The sequence below is a fragment of the Arthrobacter sp. TE12232 genome, from assembly GCF_054062615.1.
Genome location: NZ_JBSSFK010000001.1, coordinates 1,311,913 through 1,331,872 on the forward strand (window position 1 = coordinate 1,311,913; position 19,960 = coordinate 1,331,872).

Here is a 19,960-nt window from a genome sequence, read left to right on the forward strand (position 1 = left end):
CGGTGCACTTGAGGCGGGAAGTGGCGCCGGGGTCTGCGGTGCCTGCGGCTGGTTCTCGTCCGCTCGGTTCTGGTCCACTCGGTTATCGTCCACGGGAGTGGCACCTTCCTGCCCTGTTCCGGGTGTCCTCGGGACAACCTCGGCGGCGGGCGCCGCTTCTAGTCTGTTGCCGATCGCCTGATGGACTCCCAGAGGGCGTCCACCCAGGGCAGGTTGGCCGGGTCTTGTGCTGATGCTGCACCCGCCGTGCCACTGGACTGCGCGGCAGGAAGATCGCTGCCGAAGACCCAGTAGCCCGTCTCTCCGGGCATAACCATGTTAATGCGATCGCGGGCCTGCTGTTTCACGTAGTTGGGATCCTGCCACCGTGAGACCTGGCGTTTGAGGTCCTCCTGCTTTGACTGCTTGGCCGCGATATCCGCCTGAAGCGCCGCGATCTCGGCGCGCTTGTCGAGGAAGATCTTGACCGTGGGCGCGAGCAGGATGGTGATGGCAATCATGACCACGCCGAGCGCAAGCAACCGGCCCGAGAACGCCTTGGCGGGTACCGGATCCAGTGAATCGTCGGTGTCCCGCGCGGCGGCCCGGCGCGCGGCTTTGCCGCCGGCCTTCCCGGGCGACTTCCCTGGCGACTTCCGTGGCGCCTTCCCGGGCGAGGGCCGGGATCCTGGCGTTGCCGTCGGCCGCTTCTGGCCGGTGGCCGGGACGTCGGGGGACTCGGGGACTGGGCTTTCGGGGGTTCGGCCGTCGGAGCCGCGCTTGCCTGCAGCACGTGCTGCCGTCTGGGAAGATGCCGGCCCGGCGCCGGAGGACTTGGCCGGCGTCGTTGTGCCCGCGCTGCTGCGGGAGCCGCCGAAGTCCGCCCGGATGACGTCGCCGCCGTCGACTGTTGCACCCAAGCCCGTGGCCGCAGGCTTGGCGGCAGCAGCCTTGGGGGCCGCGGGCGTAGCCCGGGGAACATTGGGACGTCGGGTAGCCATGTCACTCCTTCAAAAGCGGACCAAAAACAGAACCGGTGGCCATGGTCTTTCAACCATAGCCACCGGTTACCGGTTTTCGCGGCTAACTAGCCCTTGAAACGCGGGAAGGCGCTGCGTCCGGCGTAGCGTGCGGCGTCGTCGAGTTCTTCTTCGATGCGCAGCAGCTGGTTGTACTTTGCGACGCGCTCGGAACGGGCCGGTGCGCCCGTCTTGATCTGGCCGGCATTGGTGGCAACCGCGATGTCGGCGATCGTGGTGTCCTCGGTCTCGCCGGAGCGGTGCGAGGTGATGGTGGTGTAACCGGCACGCTGGGCCAGGGACACGGCATCCAGGGTCTCGGTCAGGGAGCCGATCTGGTTGACCTTCACCAGCAGCGAGTTTGCCGTGGCGGAGTCGATGCCCTGCTGCAGGCGGACCGGGTTGGTGACAAAGAGGTCGTCGCCCACGAGCTGGACCTTGTCGCCGATGGCGTCGGTGAGGGTCTTCCAGCCTTCCCAGTCGTTCTCGTCCAGGGGGTCCTCGATCGAGACCAGCGGGTAGTCGGCGACGAGTTCGGCGTAGTAGTTGCTCATCTCGGTGGCCGTGAGGGCCTTGCCTTCGAACTGGTAGGCGCCGTCGGTGAAGAATTCCGAGGAGGCAACGTCCAGGGCCAGGGCGATGTCCTTGCCCGGGGTGTAGCCGGCGTTCTTGATGGCTTCCTGGATCAGGTCCAGGGCAGCGCGGTTGGAGGGCAGGTTCGGGGCGAAGCCGCCCTCGTCGCCCAGGCCGGTGGACAGGCCCTTGGCCTGCAGCACGGACTTGAGGTTGTGGTAGACCTCGACGCCCCAGCGCAGACCCTCGGAGAAGGTCTCGGCGCCGATCGGCGCGATCATGAATTCCTGGATGTCGACATCGGAGTCGGCGTGCGAGCCGCCGTTGAGGATGTTCATCAGCGGCACCGGCAGGACGTGGGCGTTCGGGCCGCCCAGGTACTTGTACAGCGGCAGGTCGGCGGACGCCGCGGCAGCGTTGGCGACGGCGAGGGACACGCCCAGGATGGCGTTGGCACCGAGCTTGGACTTGTTGGCAGTGCCGTCGAGGTCGATCATGGCCTGGTCGATGCTGCGCTGGTCGGTCGCGTCGAAGCCGATCAGGGCCGGGGCGATCTGGTCGATGACGGCGTCGACGGCCTTCTGGACGCCCTTGCCGAGGTAGCGGCCCTTGTCGCCATCGCGGAGCTCAACAGCCTCGTGCTCGCCGGTGGAGGCGCCGGAGGGAACTGCTGCGCGGCCGATCTGGCCATCGGAGAGCAGGACTTCAACTTCTACGGTCGGGTTGCCACGGGAATCGAGGATCTCGCGGGCGTGGATGGCATCGATAAGCGCCATGGATATGCTCCTTTGGGTGAAGCGATCTGCAGGGAATCTGACTGCTGGGAATCTGGCTGTACATCAAGCTGATAAGCCGACGTCGTCGTCGCTACTAGCCTAGTCGAGAGCGGGATAAGTTACGGAAACCTATCCAATCCCCGGACGTCATGATGCCGGCGCCACTTGCCCGGCACTATGAGGCCTACGCTACCGTGCCGGCGCTATGATGCCGGCGACACAGGGCCGTGACTGTCCTGGAAGCGGCGGAGGGCTCCGCGGAGGGCGCGCTCGGCGTCGAGCCCGCCGGCCCTGGCGGCCGCCACGATCCCGAACAGCAGCTCTCCGAGCTCCTCTTCGGTGCCGGGGATGTCTACGCCGGTCACGCCGGCGGCCGTCGGCAGGCCGGCGCGCTCGGCCCGGTCCAGGAGCTTTTGGGCCCGCGCGAGGGCAGGAAGCGCGCCGGGAACGCCGTCGAAGCCGTGGCCGCCTTCCGGTTTCTCTGCTTTCTTGACGGCATCCCACGTCAGGACGATCTCCTCGACCGTTGCAGGGAAGGAATCCTGCAGTGAGCCGTCGGGGCGGAAGACGTGCGGGTTCCGCCGGATCATCTTGGCGTTAAGAGAGCGCGCGACGTCGTCGAGGTCGAAGGCGCCGCGTTCCTCCGCGAGCCGGGCATGCAGGACCACCTGGAGCAGCACGTCCCCGAGTTCGGATTTCAGGTCGGCGTCGCCGCCCTCCGTCTCGATGGTTTCGGCCACCTCGTACGCCTCTTCGAGGAGGTATTCGACGAGAGACTCGTGGGTGAGGGCACCCATCCAGGGGCAATGGGCGCGCAGCTCGGCGATCGTTCGCACCAAGTCACCGAGCGGCGCGCCCACCGCGTTATCCCGGCTAGCCAAGGTCGGCGTAGGCCTCGTTGATGTATTCCACCAGTGCTTCCTTCTCCTCGAGCGGGAGGAAGGCGGCCTCGGCGGCATTCAGCGTCAGCTCCAGGAGGTCGTCGAGGTCGTAGTCGAAGGTCTCGACCAGGAGCTCGAACTCGTCCGTGAGGGTCACGCCGCTCATGAGCCGGTTGTCCGTGTTGATGGTGACGTTGAAGCCCAGCTGGTAGAGCATGTCCAGCGGGTGGCTTTCGATCCCCTCACCGAAGCCGGCAATGGCACCGGTCTGCAGGTTCGACGACGGGCAGATCTCCAGCGCGATGCCGCGGTCGCGCACCCAGCTGGCCAGCTCGCCCAGGGTCACCATGCCGATGGTGTCGCTGACCTCGACGCCGAACCCGTCGGCGTCCTCCCAGGCCTCGCTGTCCTCTTCGAATTCGATCGTGACATCCTCGGCGATCCGGACACCGTGGCCCAGGCGAAGCGCCCGGCCGTCCACCAGGGCCGACTGGATGCTCTCCAGGCCGGCCGCCTCGCCGGCGTGGACAGTGGCCGGGAAGTTGTGCTCGGCCAGGTAGGTGAAGGCGTCCTTGAAGCGGGAGGGCAGGAAGCCGTCCTCGGCGCCGGCGATGTCAAAGCCCACCGCGCCCTTGTTCCGGTGCCGGACCGCCAGTTCGGCAATCTCCTGGCCGCGGTCGGCGTGGCGCATGGCGGTGATGAGCTGGCCCACCTGGATATCGCGGCCTGTCTCGGCGACGGCGTCCACGCCTGCTTCCAGCCCGGCCTGGACGGCCTCCACCACTTCGTCCAGGCTCAGGCCCTTCTGCAGGTGCTGCTCGGGGGCCCAGCGAACTTCGCCGTACACGACGCCGTCGTCGGCCAGGTCTTCGACGAATTCCTTCGCGACGCGGAACAGGCCTTCCTTGGTCTGCATCACGGCGATGGTGTGGTCAAACGTTTCCAGGTAACGGACCAGCGAGCCGGAATCGGCGGACTCGCGGAACCACTCCCCCAGTGCGACGGGATCGGTCGAGGGCAGCGTGTGGCCCACGGCCTCGGCAAGCTCAATGATGGTGGCCGGGCGGAGCCCGCCGTCCAAGTGGTCGTGAAGGGAAACCTTGGGAAGGACCGTCAGGTCGAAGTCGAGGTCAGGGGCAGCGTCAGGATTAGTCTCAGTCACGTTCCAACCATAGGGTCGCAGGGCGCGGGATGCTACTTTCTGGAAGCTCCGGCCTCAGTGGCCGGGCCGGCCAGCATCGTGCCGTGCCCTTGGGGAGCGGACTCCTGGGCAGCAGGGTCCTGGGGCGCGGTCCCCGGAACGGACGTGCCGCCGGACGTGGCGCCGGCCGGAGCGGACCGGGTGTCGTTGCGTCCAAGGCGCTTGTGCCACCAGCGCAGCAGGTGGTCAATGAGGACGCCGAGCACTATCGCGAACACCACCGCAATCCCCGCGCTGAGCAGCGGGTTGTGGTGCAGCCACGGGAAGGAACTGGCCAACACGCCGATGCCGATCGAGTAGCCGACCCACGTGACGCACGCGATGGCGTCCAGGAAGAAAAATCTGCGGTGCGGAAACGACGTCGTGCCCGACACGTAGTTGACGGCTACACGGCCCCAGGGGATGTACCGGGCCGTGAAGATCAGGACGGCGCCGCGTTTCTCGAGCTCGTAGTGTGCCCAGGCGAAGACCTTCTGGACTTTCGGCTTGCGCATCCAGCGGAACCGCTCAAGACCGATCTTCCGCCCGAGCATGTAGGCCATGTTGTCGCCGGCCATGGCTCCGACCAACGCCGTGAGGGCGAGGAGCCAGAGGTTGGGCTGGCCGCTGTGCAGGGAATACGCCGCGAGAGCAACGATGAGGGTCTCACTGGGGACCACCATCGCGAAGCCGTCCACGAAAAAGAAAACCAGCAGCAGCGGGTAGATCCACCACTGGCCGGCAGCATGGAGCACGGCCTGGTTAATGAACTCCATGCGGGCGGTGCTCCTTGATGATGAGGAACGGACAACTAAGCCGTGACGAACATGCGATGGGCGTGTGGGTGGAACCTGCAACGAACTGCAGCAAACAAACGTGATGCAAATCGCTCCTAAGTGTCCCACGGGCGGGGCACGGTCCGCTACGGTCGGGCGTCCGGTGACTAGGACGCGGACGGGGCCGCTGGTGCGGGCGATGATCCGGCGTCCGGGACGGGTCGCGTCTGCAGTTCACGTTGTTGTGGGGGTAGGAACAACGGGGGCAGCCTGTCCGGTTCACTTAGGATTCAACCGGCGGAATGGACGGCGTGGACTCCTCCGGAGTGCGGCCGCGCAGCCTGCTGATGGTGAAGTCCACGGCGACACCCAGGACGATCGCGCAGACGATCGCGATGGCCGCACCCAGTACGTGGTTTTTCTCAAACCACGGGCCGACGAACAATCCGATTCCGACCGAATAGCCGGCCCACAGGACTGCCGACAGCACGGTCAAGATCATGAATCTGGGCCTCGGGTAGTGCGTGGCCCCGGCGGTCAGGTTGACGGCCACACGCCCGATCGGGACGAAGCGTGCCACGAGGATCAGCGACGCGGGCCGTTTCCGCAGTTCCCGTCCGGCCCAGGCAAAGGCCGCCTGCGTCCTCGCACCACGCTGCCAGGCCCACCGCCGTGTCCCGGTTCTGCGGCCGATCAGGTAAGCGAGGTTGTCGCCAACCCAGGCCCCGGCGGCGGCGGTGAGGATCAGGAGGACCGGGTTGGGAACATTCGCGGTGGCGGCGACGGCGGCCAGGCCCACCACCACCGATTCGCTCGGGATCGGCGGGAAGAATCCGTCGATCACGCAGCAGGCAAAAACAAGGACGAGAACCCAGGGCTGCCCTGCGGCGGCGAGGATGAAGTCGTTGATTGCCTGCACAGCTTCCTAACGCACGGCGGGGCCTGAAAGATCCTGATGTGGAGTCAGTGTACCGCCGGCGGTCCCCGCCGCCACTTGCCCTATCCCTTATGGCGGCTAAACCCGGGGTTTGGGGACCATAAGTGATAGGGCAACGGAGGGTGGGCGGCGGGGGTTAAGCGATGCGGTCGATAATGAGCTTCTGGGCGGGCCGGGAGCCCTCCGTTGCGATCACGGCGGCGTGTTGGAGCGCCTCCTTGGCCCGCTCGAACTTCTCCGGGGTGTCCGTCAGAACGGTCATGAGCGGTTCTCCGGCCCGGACCGTGGCGCCCGGCTTGGCGTGCATCCGCACCCCGGCTCCGGCCTGGACCGTGTCCTCCTTGCGGGCCCGTCCGGCGCCGAGACGCCAGGCCGCGACGCCGACGGCCATCGCGTCAAGCTCCACCAGGACGCCGTCGGCCGGGGCGTAGATGACCTCGGATTCCCGGGCCACCGGAAGCTTGGCGCGCGGGTCGCCGCCCTGCGCCTCGATCATCCGGTTCCAGACGTCCATGGCCCGGCCGTCCCGCAGGGCCGCGCGCGGATCCGCGTCGCGGACGCCGGCGCACGCCAGCATCTCCTCCGCGAGCCGGACGGTGAGTTCGACGACGTCTTCCGGGCCCCCGCCGGCCAGGACCTCCACGGATTCCTCGACCTCAATCGCGTTGCCCGCGGTGAGGCCCAGGGGCGTGTTCATGTTGGTCAGCAGGGCAACGGTGTTGACGCCGGCGTCCTTGCCCAGGGCCACCATGGTCTCGGCGAGTTCGCGGGCACGGGCCTCGTCCTTCATGAAGGCCCCGCTGCCCACCTTGACGTCGAGCACCAGCGATCCGGTACCTTCGGCGATCTTCTTGCTCATGATCGAGGACGCAATCAGCGGGATGGCCTCCACGGTCCCGGTGACATCGCGGAGCGCGTAGAGCTTCTTGTCCGCCGGGGCCAGCCCCGCGCCGGCGGCGCAAATGACCGCGCCGACGTCCTGGAGCTGGGCCAGCATTTCCTCATTGCTCAGGTCCGCGCGCCAGCCCGGGATCGCTTCGAGCTTGTCCAGGGTGCCGCCGGTGTGGCCCAGGCCGCGGCCCGAGAGCTGCGGCACGGCCACGCCGAAAACCGCCACCAAGGGCGCCAGCGGCAGGGTGATCTTGTCTCCCACGCCGCCGGTGGAGTGCTTGTCGCTCGTCACCTTCACGCCGCCGTCGGGCCGCCGCAGGCTGGAGAAGTCCATCCGCTCGCCGGAGGCGATCATGGCCGCGGTCCAGCGGGAGATCTCGGCCCGGTCCATGCCGTTGAGCAGGATCGCCATGTTCAGGGCGGCCATCTGTTCGTCGGCGATGGCGCCACGCGTGTACGCGTCGATCGTCCAGTCGATCTGGGCCGGGCTGAGCACGCCCTTGTCCCGCTTGATGCGGATGATGTCGACGGCGTCGAACGCTTCAGTGGTGCTGGTGGTCTGTGTCGATTGGGTCACCGGGGTTCCTCCAGGTGTTGGGGGCCAAAGGCATCGGGAAGGACCTGGTCCATGGTCTTGATTCCCTGCGTGGTCATGAGCTCCATGTCGGGAGCCCGGAATTCGTAGAGCAGCTGGCGGCAGCGCCCGCAAGGCATAAGGACGTTGCCGCCGGCGTCGACGCAGTAGAAGGCGCGGAGAAGTCCCCCGCCGGTCATCTGCAGGTTGCCCACCAGGGCGCACTCGGCGCACAGTGTCAGCCCGTAGCTGGCGTTTTCGACGTTGCAACCGCTGACGATCCGCCCGTCCCCGGTGAGGGCTGCGGCCCCCACCGGGAACTTCGAATACGGCGCATAGGCGTTCTGCATGGCGGACACTGCCGCGGCTTCGAGCGCGGCCCAGTCAACCTCGGTAGTCTCCACGGTCAGCCCTTGACGTACGGGATGCCGTCGGCGGCCGGCGGCCGGGAGCGGCCGACGAGTCCGGCCACGGCAAACACGGTCACGAGGTACGGCAGCATGGCCATGAACTGGCTCGGCACGGGGGTGCCGATGATCGTCACGATGCTCTGCAGGTTGTCGGCGAAGCCGAACAGCAGCGCGGCGAAGAACGCCCCGATCGGATTCCAGCGGCCCAGGATCATGGCGGCGAGGGCGATGAAGCCGCGGCCTCCGGAGATTTCCTTGGTGAAGCTGTCGATCGCCACGAGGGTGAAGAACGATCCGCCGATTCCGGCCACGGCGCCGCCAAGGGTGACGTTCCAGAAGCGGGTCGCGTTGACCTTGATGCCCAGGGTGTCGGCCGCCTGCGGGTGTTCGCCCACGGCACGGACGCGCAGGCCCCACTTGGTCTTGAATAGCGCGATCCAGATCACGATGACGGCCACGTACATCAGATAGCCCACCACGGACTGCTTGAACAGGATGGGCCCGATGACGGGGATGCTGGACAGGACCGGGATATCGATGATGGGCAGCCGGCCGGGCGAATTGTACTTCTCCGGATCGGACTGCATCACGGTGCTGAACAGGAAGCCTGTGAGTCCGGAGACCAGGACGTTGAGCACGACGCCGACAATGATCTGGTTGACCACGTACTTGATGCTGAATAGGGCCAGGACCATTGAGACGAGGGCGCCTGCCACGGCCGCCGCCAGGAGGCCCGCGTAGGGGTTGTGGGTCAGGCTGGCCACGAGCGCGGCCGTGAAGGCGCCGCCCAGCAGCTGCCCTTCGATGGCGATGTTCACGACGCCGGCGCGTTCGCACAGCACGCCGGACAGGGAACCGAAGACGATCGGCACGGCGAGCGTCACAGACCCGGCGATGAGGCCTGCCAGCGAGATGCTGGGGGTCCGGGCGCCGCCCACCACCCAGATCAGGAAGGCGACCACGAACACCACTGTGAAGACGACCGGCAGCCAGCGCGGGGGCCGCTGGTTCCGGTTCGCCTTCAGGACCAGGGCGTAGCCGGTGAGGCCCAGCAGGATCACGGAGAGCACCATCCCGGACAGGAACGCGGGTACTTCGATCGCGGGCAGTTGGAAGAAGTCCCCGCCGGAGGATACCCCGAACTTGGCGGTCCCTTGCGGGCCCAGCAGGCCAAAGAAGATGAAGGCGACGACGGCGAGCACGGCGGGCGTGACCGGCAGTTTCCAGGTCACGGGCTTGGCGGAATGCGCCGGTGTGTGGCTTTCGTCCGGCTGCGGTTTTACGGGCGAGGTTGCTGTTGTGCTCATGCGGCACCTCCGGTGGTTGCTGCCTGCTTGGATGCGCCGGCGGTTGCTGTCTTCTTCTTGCGCGGGTTGAGTCCGAAGATCGCCCGGACCAGGGGCGGCGCCGCGATGAACAGCACAATGAGCGATTGGACCACGAGCACGATGTCGATCGGGGTTCCGGTCTGGATCTGCATCTGCACGGCGCCGGCACGGAAGGCCCCGAACAGGAGGCCTGCGGCAAAGGTGCCCCAGGGTGAGGAACGTCCGAGCAGGGCCACGGTGATCGCGTCAAAGCCATACGTTGCCGCGACACCGTCGGTGAGGACCTTTTCGGTGCCGGCGACCTGTGCGACGCCGGCCAGGCCGGCCAGGCCGCCGGCGATGGTCATCACCAGGATCGTGGCCCGGGGGACGTTGATGCCGGCAGTCAGGGCTGCCTTGGGGTTGGCCCCGACGGCACGGAACTCGAAACCGATCGTGGAGCGGTTCAGCAGCCACCAGACGAACACCGTGGCCGCGATGGCCAGCAGGAAGCCCACGTGCAGCCGGTACTGGCTGCCGAAGAGCAGCGGGTATACGGCGCTGGGGTCCAGGATGGGGGAAATCGGGGTGGACTCTCCCGGACGCTGGAACAGGTCCGTGTCGAGCAGGTAGCGCAGGAGATACAGGGCGATGTAGTTGAACATGATGGTCACGATGACCTCGTGGGCACCTGTGCGGGCCTTGAGCACGCCCACAATGCCGCCCCAGACGGCGCCCCCGACGACGCCGGCCACGAGGACGAGCAGCAGGTGCAGCCCCACGGGCAGGTGCAGAGCGAAGCCCACCCACGAGGCGAGGATGCCGGCCATGATGATCTGGCCCTGGGCGCCGATGTTGAACAGACCCGCGCGGAAGGCCAGAGCGACGCCGAGGCCCGCGGTGATCAGCGGGGTGGCGATCGTCAGGGTCTCCATGAGCGGGGCGAACTGTCCGGCCACCCCGGTCCCGTGCGGGTTGAACACCGCGCCCTGGAACAGGGCGACGTAGGAGCTCGTGGCGGCGGACCAGACGGCGGTGAGGAAGTCACTGGGACGTGCGAAGAGGTAGCCGGCCGTGGTGCCGACCACCTTGTCTGTCAGGGCGATGAGCAGGCCGCCGAGGATCAGTGCGAGCAGCACCGCCAGGATGGTCACCATGCCGTTGCCGGTGAAGATCTTCCGCATCACCGACTCGGATTCCTCCGGAGCGCCCAGGTGGCCGCTCTGGGTCGAAACCGGAACCGCCGATGGCTGCATGGCGCCGCCGGCGGTGTCCAGCGCGGTGACAAAGGCCTCGTCGTCCTCAAGCGGCTCGAGTTCCGGCGCCGTGGCCTGGTCAGCCGGAATCGGGTCCGGGTCCGTCGCGGCCGCGTGCCGCGGCTCGGTGTTCTCAGTCATGGTGGTCTCCTACGGCGCCGGAGCTGGGCTCCTGCACGGACGGGGCGGCGGGCGCCGGGTACGCTGCTGGGGTGTCGGCTGGGTTTTCGGCAGATTCCGGCGCCGGTGCAGGCGCCGGGTGTTTGCCTGCGGCGTCGGTCAGGGCCTCTTCCGCGGATACCCCGGCCATCATCAGGCCCAGGACGTCGCGCCCGGTGCCGGCCGGGACGATCCCGACCAGCTTGCCCTTGTACAGCACGGCGATCCGGTCGGCGAGTTCAATCACTTCGTCCAGTTCGGTGGAGACGATCATGACGGGCGTGCCGTTGTCCCGCTCCGCGACGATGCGTTTGTGCAGGAACTCGATGGATCCCACGTCCACGCCTCGGGTGGGCTGTGAGGCGATGAAGAGCCGCAGCGGCCGGGAGAGTTCCCGCGCCATGACAACCTTCTGCTGGTTGCCGCCGGACAGGGTGCCTGCGGCGAGCGAGCCGGACGGGGTGCGGACGTCGAATTCTTCGATCCGGGTCTTGGCGTTCTCCAGGACCTTGGCCGGGCTCATGCTGATGCCCTTGGCGAACGGTGCCTGGTCGTACCGGTCGAGGATCAGGTTTTCGGCGATGGAGAACGTGCCGATCAGCCCGTCGAGGGAGCGGTCCTCCGGGACGAACCCGACCCCGGCGTTCAGGACCTCTTTGACGCTGCGGCCCACGAGTTCTTCGCCGTCGAGCACGATCGAGCCGTGGACCCTGCTGTGGAGGCCGAGGACGGCTTCGGTCAGCTCAGTCTGGCCGTTGCCCTGGACGCCCGCGATGGCGAGGATCTCGCCGCGGGCGATCCCGAAGCTGATGCCGTCCACGACATGCTGGCCGCTGGGGGCGATCACGGTGAGGTCTTTGACCTCAAAGGTGGTCTCCTGCGGCTTGGCGGGAGCCTTGTCCAGGGTGAGGCTGACGGCGCGGCCGACCATCATGGACGCCAGCTCGGTGGTGGAAGCGTCGGGATCGGCCGTGCCTACTACTTTGCCGCGCCGGATCACGGTGATGGTGTCCGAAACGGCTTTGACCTCACGGAGCTTGTGCGAAATGAAGACGATGGACGTGCCGTGGCTCTTGAGCTGGCGCATGATGTCCAACAGCTCGTCGGTGTCCTGCGGGGTCAGGACGGCCGTGGGCTCATCGAGGATGAGCACCTTGGCGTCCCGGACCAGTGCCTTGATGATCTCCACCCGCTGCTGCACGCCCACGGGCAGGTCTTCAATCAGTGCATCGGGGTCGACGTCGAAGCCGTACCGGTCCGAGATCTCCCGGATCTTCCGGCGGGTGTCGTCAAGGTCCAGGAATCCGCCGGTCTTGGTGGTTTCTGCTCCCAGGGCGACGTTTTCCGCGACGGTAAAGACGGGGACCAGCATGAAGTGCTGGTGAACCATGCCGATGCCGGCAGCCATGGCGTCGCCGGGGCCGCGGAAGGTGACCGGTTTGTCGTCGATCAGGATTTCGCCCTCTGTGGGCTCGTACAGTCCGTAAAGGACATTCATCAGCGTGGACTTGCCAGCGCCGTTCTCGCCGAGCAGACAGTGAATCTGCCCGGGTTCAACAACCACATCAATGTGATCGTTGGCTACCAGGGAGCCGAAGCGTTTGGTAATCCCCTTGAGTTCAAGTTTCAAAACTCTGACCAATCTCGAAGTGTCCGGAAGGCTTGGTCCGGACGCGAAGTGGGGGCCGCAGCACCAGCTTAGTGCCTGCGGTCGCAGGCGCAGCGGGCCGCGAAACGAAAAGCGCCACAGCCCGTGCGGTGGTGACCGGACGGGCCGTGGCGCTCAGCGGAAGAAGTTAAGACTTCGGGCTTGCTGCGGATTCAACCTTCAGCTTGCCGGAGGCGATGTCCTTCTTGATCTGGTCCAGCTCGGACTTCACGTCCGCCGGAACCTGGGAGTCCATGTCGTGGAACGGAGCCAGCTGGACGCCGTCGTTCGCGAGGGTGCCGACGTACGGCGCGTTGGTGAACTGGCCGTCCTTGTCCTGCTTGACGACCGTCTCGACGGCCTCGCCCATCAGCTTCATGACGGAGGAGAGCATGATGTCCTTGTAATCCGGTGCCGTGAGGAAGCCGTCGGAGTCAACCCAGATGAGCTTGACGTCCTTGCCTGCTGCCTTGGCTTCCTTCAGGGCCGCACCTGCACCCTTGCCGACCGGACCGGCGACGGGCATGACGATGTCGGCGCCCTGGTCCAGGAAGTTCTGGGTGAACTGCTTGCCCTTGTCCTGCTTTTCGAAGTCACCGGTGAAGGAGCCGTCCTGCTTGGCCTTGTCCCAGCCCAGGAGCTTGACGTCCTTGCCCTTCTGGTCGTTGTAGTACTTCACGCCGTCGGCGAAGCCGTCCATGAAGATGGTGACCGTGGGGATCTTGATGCCGCCGAACGTGGCGACCGTTCCCGTCTTGGTGGTGCCTGCCGCGAGGTAGCCGGCCAGGAACGCGGCCTGGGCGGTGTCGTAGATGATCGGCTTGACGTTGGTGATCGGGGTGTCGTAGCCGAAGTCGATGATGGCGAAGTGCTTGTCCGGGTTCGCGGTGGCCTGGGCCTTCGTGGCGTCACCGAGGAGGAAGCCGACCGTGATGGTCAGGTTGCAGCCGGCGGCGACCATGGCGCGCAGGTTCGGCTCAAAGTCGTTGTTGGTCTTGGACTCGGCCTGGTTCGTCTGGATGCCGAGATCCTTCTCGGTCTTCTTCAGGCCCTCGTAGGAAGACTGGTTGAACGACTGGTCGTCGAATCCACCCGAGTCGGACACGATGCAGCCCTTGTAGTTGCTGGCAGTCTGGGTGGCGGTGCTGGCCTCCGGGGCAGCTCCGCAGCCGGTCAACAGGAGTGCAGCCGCGCCCGCGGTGGCGACCCCGGCCATTGATCCGCGCTTGAGGGTGGCACGCAGGGAGTTCTTCAATTTTCCTCCAGGAAGAAAGAGTAGGCGCTACGACGGAGCTCAATGAGTGTCTGTCCGCGGTGTTCCGCTGAACTCTGTTTGTCACTGATGGATTCGCAGCACTGCGCCGAGGCGCACTGATGAAGTTACTTTAGTGTCCTGCGACACGTGCACGTAGCAGACTTCACAGCAATTACCCAGATTGTTGAGAACTTGTTACCTAGTAGTAGCCCGAATCTTCCTACCGGCCCCTGCGCGCAGACGCCTCCGGCACCGGTCCCCGCGGGGACCGGTGCCGGAGGCGACGGAGTACAGCGGCGGCTGCCTGTTTGGTGGCGCGCCGACGCCGGACTACAGCCGAACGAGCATCTTGCCGGTGTTGGCGCCGTCCAGCAGGTCCATGAACGCCTGCGGTGCGTTCTCCAGGCCGTCCACCACCGTCTCGTCGTAGCGGACGGTTCCGTCGGCCAGCCAGCCGGACATGGCTTCGACAAACTCGGCCATGTGCTGCCAGTAGCCGCTGACGAGGAAGCCCTTGAGCGTCAGCTGCTTGCCGATCGCCTGCATGAGGTTCCGCGGCGCCGGAGTCGGCTCGGTGGAGTTGTACTGCGAAATGGCGCCGCACATGGCCACCCGGCCGCCGACGGTGAGCGCGGACAGCGCCGCTTCAAGGTGCTCGCCGCCGACGTTGTCGAAGTAGACGTCAATCCCGCGCTCCCCCGCGGCGGCGGCGAGCTGCTCGGCCACAGGGCCGTCGTGGTAGTTGAACGCGGCGTCGAAGCCGAGTTCCAGGAGCCGTGCCACCTTTTCCGGCGAGCCGGCGCTGCCGATCACGCGGGACGCACCCATGGCCTTGGCGATCTGCCCGACGAGGGAGCCGACCGCACCTGCGGCGCCCGAGACGAACACGACCTCGCCGGGTTTGAATTCGGCGACCTTCAGCAGACCCGCGTAGGCCGTCAGGCCGGTCATGCCGAGGGCGCCGAGGAACGCGGAGGCGGGGGCCAGGTCCGTGCGCGCCGGGGTGGTGGCCGCGGCGTCGAGGACGGCGTATTCGCGCCAGCCGAGGCTGTGCACGACGGTATCGCCGACGGCGCGCCCTTCGGCCCGGGACGCGATGATTTCACCGACTGCGCCGCCGTCGAGGGCGGCATCCAGGGCGAACGGCGCGGAGTAGGACTTGACGTCGTTCATGCGGCCGCGCATGTACGGGTCCACCGAGATGTAGAGGTTGCGGACCAGGACCTGGCCGTCCTGCAGTTCGGGCAGCGGCGATTCGGCGAGGCGGAAGTTCGCCGGGACGGGACGGCCGTGCGGACGGGACGCCAGCTGGATCTCGCGGGTGGTGACGGGAAGGGTGGGAGTTTCGGTGTGGGTGCTCATGCGGCTACCTCCAGGATTTTGATGTCGACAGTGATGTTGCCGCGGGTGGCGTTGGAGTAGGGGCAGACCTCGTGGGCCTTGGCCACGAGGGCCTCAGCGGTTTCCCGGTCCACGGCGGGCAGGGCGATCTCGAGTTCGGCGGCGATGCCGTAGCCGGCGCCGCCGTCGAGGGTGCCGAGGTGGATCCTCGCGGCGACGGCGGAATCGGTCAGGTCTGCTTTCTGCTGGCGGCCGACGAGGCGCAGCGCCGAGTGGAAGCAGGCCGCGTAACCGGCGGCGAAGAGCTGCTCGGGATTGGTGCCCTCGCCGCTGCCGCCGAGTTCGACCGGGCTGGCCAGGGCCACGTTGAGTTTGCCGTCCTTGGTGACGGCGGTGCCGTCGCGGCCTTCGCCGGAGGCCAGGGCCTCGGCTGTGTAAAGGGTTTTCATGGGGTTTCCGTTCTGTCGGCGGGACAAAGTGGTTGAGACAAAAGGGCTCCAGCGGGGAACTCGCCGGAAGCTAGCGGAGTCGCCGTGGACTTCCGGCGAGACGGCACGCCACCGGCGATTTCGACGTCGGACGCGTCTGCCGGGGTGAGCTCAGTGGGAGGCCTGGAGTGCACTGGCCAGCCGGCCCAGGGTTTCGCGCAGCTGGTCGAGTTCGGTCGGCGTGAGGCCGGCGGCGTCGGCGAGCCGTTGCGGGATGCCACTGGCTTTGGCGCTTAGCGCAGCTCCGGCGTCGGTCAGGAAGATCTCCACGCGGCGCTCGTCTTCGGTGGACCGGCGGCGCCGGACGAGGCCGAGGGCTTCGAGCCGCTTGAGCAGCGGCGAGAGTGTCCCGGAGTCGAGCCCGAGCTCCTCCCCCAGTTCACGGACGCTGCGCGGCTCCGCTTCCCACAGCACCAGCATGGCGAGGTACTGCGGGTAGGTCAGGCCGAGCTCCTCCAGCATGGGCCGGTAGGCGGCCGTGGCGGCGCGGGAGGCCGAGTACATGGCAAAGCACACCTGCCGATTCAGGCGGAGCGCTTCGGGCCCGTGCGGGCGGGCCCCTTCTGGCGTGGTCATAGCTTTAGCCTACTCCACAATTCAGTTGCGCACAATTCAATTGTGCACAACTGAATTGTGGAGACTCCAACCGTGCCGCCGATCAGCGATGGGACATCGATGCCAATACCGGCGTCGCCGAATTTCCCCATGTTCGCCGGGCGCCGACGCCGTGTCGGCCCGAACGTCAGGCGCGTCCCGGCGTCGTGCCGCCAGAGGTGGGGAAACCCCCGCACGGCGGGCACCGCGGAGGTCCGGACCGAGCGGGGCCGGGTTAGAGGTCGCGGATGGTGCGCAGGGCCGCCGCCGTGAGCACCTGGATGCCGAGGCCGAGGGCCCGCTCATCGAGAATGTAGTCGCCGCGGTGGAGGTCGTACTCTTCCCCGCCGGGGGTCTTGGTGCCGAGGCGCATCATGGCGCCGGGGGTCTCGGCCAGGAACCAGGCAAAGTCCTCCCCGCCCATGGACTGCGGGGTCAGGACGACGGCGCCCTCGCCGATTTCGGCGCGGGCGGCGGCCTCGATCAGCGCGGTCTCGTGCTCGGAGTTGACCACCGGCGGCACGCCGCGGGTGTGCTCAAGGTGGACGTCGACGCCGTACGGCTCGGCGATCTGCCGGACGACCTCGTCGAGCAGCTCACCGGCATCGTGCCAGGCGTCACGGTCCAGGCACCGCATGGTGCCGGCCATGTAGCCGCTGCCCGGGATGGCGTTCGGGGCCGAGCCTGCCGAGATCTGTCCCCAGACCACCGATACGCCGCTGCGGACATCGACGCGGCGGGACAGGACGGCGGGAACGTTGACCGCGATCTGCGCGAGGGCGAAGACCAGTTCCTCGGTCAGGTGCGGGCGCGAGGTGTGCCCGCCGCGGCCGGAGAGTTCAATCTTGATGGTGTCCGAAGCGGAGGTGATGGCCCCGATCCGGGTGCCGATCTTGCCGACCTCGATCCGGGGATCGCAGTGCAGCGCAAGAATGCGCGGCACGCCCTCGAGTACACCCTGTTCGATGCACGAGGTGGCGCCGCCGGGCATCGTCTCCTCGGCAGGCTGGAAGATGATCCGGACGGTGCCGCGCAGCGGGGACTGCTCATGCATGCGCTGCAGGACCAGGGCGATGCCGAGCATGGTGGTGGTGTGGACGTCGTGGCCGCAGGCGTGGGTCACACCGTGGTTCTTCGACGCGAACTCAAGGCCCGTTTCCTCGATGATCGGCAGGGCGTCAATGTCACCGCGCAGCGCCGTGGCGATGGGCCCCTGTCCGACGTCGACCGTCAGGCCGGTTCCCTCAAGGCGCCGGGGCTTGAGGCCGGCTTCCTCGAGCCGCTTCGCGAGCTTGTCGGTGGTGCGGAATTCCTTGAACGACAGCTCGGGGTGCGCATGGAGGTCGCGGCGGAAAGCGATCAGCTCCGGCAGGAGGGGCTCCAGCCACGGCCCCACGAGAGTCGTGGGCTCAGCTTCAGTAGAGTAGTTGCGCACGGAACAACTCTATCCAGCCGACAACGAATAGCGGCATCGCGTACGGCGCGTTACGGTTTGCTGAACGCGGGATGGCCGAAAAGCCGCCCGCACGCCTACAGGACGTCGGTGTCGCCCTTGGCCTTGATGGCGTCCACTGCCTGCTTGACCCGCTGCGAGTGTTCCTTCGTGGTGACCAGCAGAGCGTCCGGGGTGTCCACGATCACGACGTCCTTGATGCCGATGAGGGCGATCACCCGCTTGGTATCGGAGACCACCACACCGCTGGCGTTCTCGGTGAAAACGCGTGCGCCTTCACCCAGCACCGTGACTTCGTCGACTTCCTTGGCGCTGTTGAGCCGGCCCACGGAGGCAAAGTCCCCGACGTCGTCCCAGCGGAACGTTCCGGGCACCACGGCGACGTCGCCCGCGGCCGCGGCCGGTTCGGCGACCGCATAGTCAATGGCGATCTTGGGCAGGGTGGGCCAGACCCGGGCAGTGACGGCGTCGCGCTCCGGGGTGTCCCAGGCCTTGGCGATTTCCTGCAGTCCGGCGAAGAGCTCGGGCTGGTTGGCTTCGAGGTGCTTGAGCATCAGCGAGACCGGCGCAACGAACATTCCGGCGTTCCAGACGTATTCGCCGCTGTCAACGTACTGCTGGGCCACTTCCTCGCTGGGCTTCTCTACGAACTCCACCACGGACTGCGCGCTGGGGGCGTCGGGGATGTTGAGGTTCGCGCCGGAGCGGATGTAGCCGAATCCGGTGGACGGGTGGGTGGGCTTGATGCCGATGGTGACGATCTTCCCCGCAGCCGCGGTGTAGACGGCCTCGCGGACGGCATCCTGGAAGAGCGCGTCTGGGCTGATGACCTGGTCCGCGGCGAACGAGCCCATGATGGTGTCCGGATCCCGCTCATGGAGGATGGCCGCGGCGAGGCCGATGGCCGCGCCGGAGTCCTTGGGCTCGCTTTCCAGGACGAGGTCGGCTTCCAGGACCTCAGGCAGCTGGCGGCAGACGGCGGCCCGGTGGGCGGCACCGGTCACCACCAGCACGTGCTTGCCGGCGACGGGCTGGAGGCGGTCGTAGGTCGCGCGCAGCAAAGTGCTGCCCGAACCGGTCAGGTCATGGAGGAACTTGGGGGCCGCTGCCCGTGACAGGGGCCAAAGACGGGTCCCCACCCCGCCCGCCGGAATGACCGCAATAAAACGGTCCAGCGGTGAATCCTGGCTTGTCACTTTGTCTGTAGTCATCACCGCTACTTTAGCCGACGGCGGCCACATCACCCCCGAACGGGAAGGAATCCCGCCCCCGCGGCCCCCGCAGTCGGGGCCGCGGTCACGGCCGCAGCCGCAGCCGAATGTGGCGTTCGTCTCAAAAGAGACGAAAAACCGCGCCGGGGCTTGTCAACAACCTGTCCCTAAATTGAATAAGCTGTGAGCGAAGCCTAGATTTAGGCTTGAGCTTACGAGTGCTCTCGCAGCAGGCGTTCCCCCCGCGTGGATCCCATGCCAGCGCCGCTGTGTTGCAGGGAGGTTTATTCAGTGCCGACAAAACCAGCTGGCACCTTGTACCGCGGCCGTGAAGGCATGTGGTCCTGGGTTGGACACCGCATTACCGGTGTAGTGATTTTCTTCTTCTTGTTGGTCCACGTGCTGGACACCTCATTGGTGCGTGTGTCCCCCGAGGCCTACACCGCCGTGATTGGCGCCTACAAGAACCCCCTCATGGCCCTGGGTGAAACGGGCCTTGTCGCAGCGATCGTGTTCCACGCCTTCAACGGCCTGCGGATTATCGCCGTCGACTTCTGGAAGAAGGGTGCCAAGTACCAGCGTCAGATGCTCTGGACGGTCCTGGGCCTCTGGGTTGTTGTCATGGCCGGCTTCGCGATCCGCCACCTGTCCCTCGCCCTTGGAGGTCACTAAGCCATGACTGCAACCATTCAGAGTCCGCGCAGCGGAAAGATCCAGCCCAAGTACCGCCGCGGCGGTGGGTCCAAGGGCAACTTCGAGATGCTCGCGTGGCTTTTCATGCGGCTCTCCGGCGTCGTGCTGGTGGTGCTGATCTTCGGTCACCTGACCGTCAACCTGCTGGTCGGCGAGGGCATCCACGCGATCGACTTCGGCTTTGTGGCCGGCAAGTGGGCCGACCCGTTCTGGCAGTTCTGGGACTTGGCCATGCTGTGGCTCGCCATGCTGCACGGCACCAACGGTGTCCGCACGATCATCAATGACTACGCCGAGAGGGACGCCACGCGTCTCTGGCTGAAGATCGTGCTCTACGCGGCCACCACCGTCATCATCATCCTGGGCACCCTGGTCATCTTCACGTTCGACCCGTGCCCCGTGGTCCATGGCGTCCAGCTTCCCGGCGGATTCTGCCCCGCACCTTAGGGGCGCAGCCGCCACGGCTCAGCCATAACAGCGGAGCCGCCGCGGATCGCTGCCCCCGCGGGCAGGGACGGTCCGTCACGGCAACTGATCTTGCCTGCCGAGCGCAGGCGCA

The 19,960-nt window shown here is 66.8% G+C and carries 19 protein-coding genes; 2 read left to right on the forward strand and 17 right to left on the reverse strand.

Annotated features, from left to right (window positions below; all coding sequences use genetic code 11):
* Positions 1-158: 158 nt before the first annotated feature.
* From ACVWZ7_RS05765 to ACVWZ7_RS05845, 17 genes are all read right to left on the reverse strand, one after another.
* Entirely contained in the window at positions 159-980 is an 822-nt protein-coding gene (locus tag ACVWZ7_RS05765; protein ID WP_456507248.1) for an FtsB family cell division protein, read from the reverse strand.
* 86 nt (positions 981-1,066) lie between these two features.
* Positions 1,067-2,347, reverse strand: a complete 1,281-nt coding sequence (eno, locus tag ACVWZ7_RS05770; protein ID WP_091250844.1) for a phosphopyruvate hydratase — start codon at positions 2,345-2,347, stop codon at positions 1,067-1,069.
* A 203-nt stretch (positions 2,348-2,550) separates the two neighbouring features.
* Positions 2,551-3,144 carry a MazG nucleotide pyrophosphohydrolase domain-containing protein gene (locus ACVWZ7_RS05775; protein ID WP_456509069.1) on the reverse strand — a complete coding sequence of 198 codons (594 nt, stop codon included), beginning with the start codon at positions 3,142-3,144 and terminating at the stop codon, positions 2,551-2,553.
* Between the two features lie 76 nt (positions 3,145-3,220).
* A complete protein-coding gene (locus ACVWZ7_RS05780; RefSeq protein ID WP_116765986.1) occupies positions 3,221-4,390 on the reverse strand; it encodes an adenosine deaminase in 1,170 nt (389 codons plus the stop codon).
* A gap of 32 nt (positions 4,391-4,422) precedes the next feature.
* A complete protein-coding gene (locus ACVWZ7_RS05785; protein WP_456507249.1) occupies positions 4,423-5,184 on the reverse strand; it encodes a DedA family protein in 762 nt (253 codons plus the stop codon).
* 283 nt (positions 5,185-5,467) lie between these two features.
* The gene (locus ACVWZ7_RS05790; protein ID WP_344364246.1) at positions 5,468-6,103 is read right to left on the reverse strand and encodes a DedA family protein; all 636 of its coding nucleotides are present in this window, start codon (positions 6,101-6,103) and stop codon (positions 5,468-5,470) included.
* Positions 6,104-6,257: 154 nt separating this feature from the next.
* Positions 6,258-7,589 carry a thymidine phosphorylase gene (locus ACVWZ7_RS05795; protein WP_456507250.1) on the reverse strand — a complete coding sequence of 444 codons (1,332 nt, stop codon included), beginning with the start codon at positions 7,587-7,589 and terminating at the stop codon, positions 6,258-6,260.
* Positions 7,586-7,990 carry a cytidine deaminase gene (locus ACVWZ7_RS05800; protein ID WP_091250852.1) on the reverse strand — a complete coding sequence of 135 codons (405 nt, stop codon included), beginning with the start codon at positions 7,988-7,990 and terminating at the stop codon, positions 7,586-7,588. Before ACVWZ7_RS05800 ends, ACVWZ7_RS05795 begins: the two co-directional genes overlap by 4 nt.
* 2 nt (positions 7,991-7,992) lie before the next feature.
* Positions 7,993-9,303 carry an ABC transporter permease gene (locus tag ACVWZ7_RS05805; protein ID WP_456507251.1) on the reverse strand — a complete coding sequence of 437 codons (1,311 nt, stop codon included), beginning with the start codon at positions 9,301-9,303 and terminating at the stop codon, positions 7,993-7,995.
* Positions 9,300-10,700, reverse strand: a complete 1,401-nt coding sequence (locus tag ACVWZ7_RS05810) for an ABC transporter permease (RefSeq protein WP_456507252.1) — start codon at positions 10,698-10,700, stop codon at positions 9,300-9,302. The genes ACVWZ7_RS05805 and ACVWZ7_RS05810 overlap by 4 nt, the downstream gene beginning before the upstream one ends.
* Positions 10,693-12,348 (reverse strand): ABC transporter ATP-binding protein, encoded by a 1,656-nt coding sequence (locus ACVWZ7_RS05815; RefSeq protein WP_456507253.1) that lies wholly within the window; start codon positions 12,346-12,348, stop codon positions 10,693-10,695. The genes ACVWZ7_RS05810 and ACVWZ7_RS05815 overlap by 8 nt, the downstream gene beginning before the upstream one ends.
* 166 nt (positions 12,349-12,514) lie before the next feature.
* Complete coding sequence (locus tag ACVWZ7_RS05820; protein WP_425547158.1) at positions 12,515-13,621, reverse strand: BMP family lipoprotein; 1,107 nt, start codon at positions 13,619-13,621, stop codon at positions 12,515-12,517.
* A gap of 330 nt (positions 13,622-13,951) precedes the next feature.
* Positions 13,952-14,983 carry an NADP-dependent oxidoreductase gene (locus ACVWZ7_RS05825; RefSeq protein ID WP_116765980.1) on the reverse strand — a complete coding sequence of 344 codons (1,032 nt, stop codon included), beginning with the start codon at positions 14,981-14,983 and terminating at the stop codon, positions 13,952-13,954.
* Complete coding sequence (locus ACVWZ7_RS05830; RefSeq protein WP_456507254.1) at positions 14,980-15,411, reverse strand: organic hydroperoxide resistance protein; 432 nt, start codon at positions 15,409-15,411, stop codon at positions 14,980-14,982. The genes ACVWZ7_RS05825 and ACVWZ7_RS05830 overlap by 4 nt, the downstream gene beginning before the upstream one ends.
* A gap of 150 nt (positions 15,412-15,561) precedes the next feature.
* Positions 15,562-16,026 (reverse strand): MarR family winged helix-turn-helix transcriptional regulator, encoded by a 465-nt coding sequence (locus tag ACVWZ7_RS05835; RefSeq protein WP_456507255.1) that lies wholly within the window; start codon positions 16,024-16,026, stop codon positions 15,562-15,564.
* A 253-nt stretch (positions 16,027-16,279) separates the two neighbouring features.
* The gene (locus ACVWZ7_RS05840; RefSeq protein WP_116765977.1) at positions 16,280-17,479 is read right to left on the reverse strand and encodes an amidohydrolase; all 1,200 of its coding nucleotides are present in this window, start codon (positions 17,477-17,479) and stop codon (positions 16,280-16,282) included.
* 95 nt (positions 17,480-17,574) lie between these two features.
* Entirely contained in the window at positions 17,575-18,708 is a 1,134-nt protein-coding gene (locus tag ACVWZ7_RS05845; RefSeq protein ID WP_116765976.1) for a mannose-1-phosphate guanylyltransferase, read from the reverse strand.
* 291 nt (positions 18,709-18,999) lie between these two features.
* Here ACVWZ7_RS05845 and sdhC point away from each other — a divergent pair, with 291 nt between their 5' ends.
* Together sdhC and ACVWZ7_RS05855 are read left to right on the forward strand one after the other, a co-directional pair.
* Positions 19,000-19,380 carry a succinate dehydrogenase, cytochrome b556 subunit gene (sdhC, locus tag ACVWZ7_RS05850; RefSeq protein WP_091250876.1) on the forward strand — a complete coding sequence of 127 codons (381 nt, stop codon included), beginning with the start codon at positions 19,000-19,002 and terminating at the stop codon, positions 19,378-19,380.
* A gap of 3 nt (positions 19,381-19,383) precedes the next feature.
* Positions 19,384-19,848, forward strand: coding sequence for a succinate dehydrogenase hydrophobic membrane anchor subunit (locus tag ACVWZ7_RS05855; RefSeq protein WP_456507256.1), 465 nt, complete (start codon positions 19,384-19,386; stop codon positions 19,846-19,848).
* Positions 19,849-19,960 lie beyond the last annotated feature (112 nt).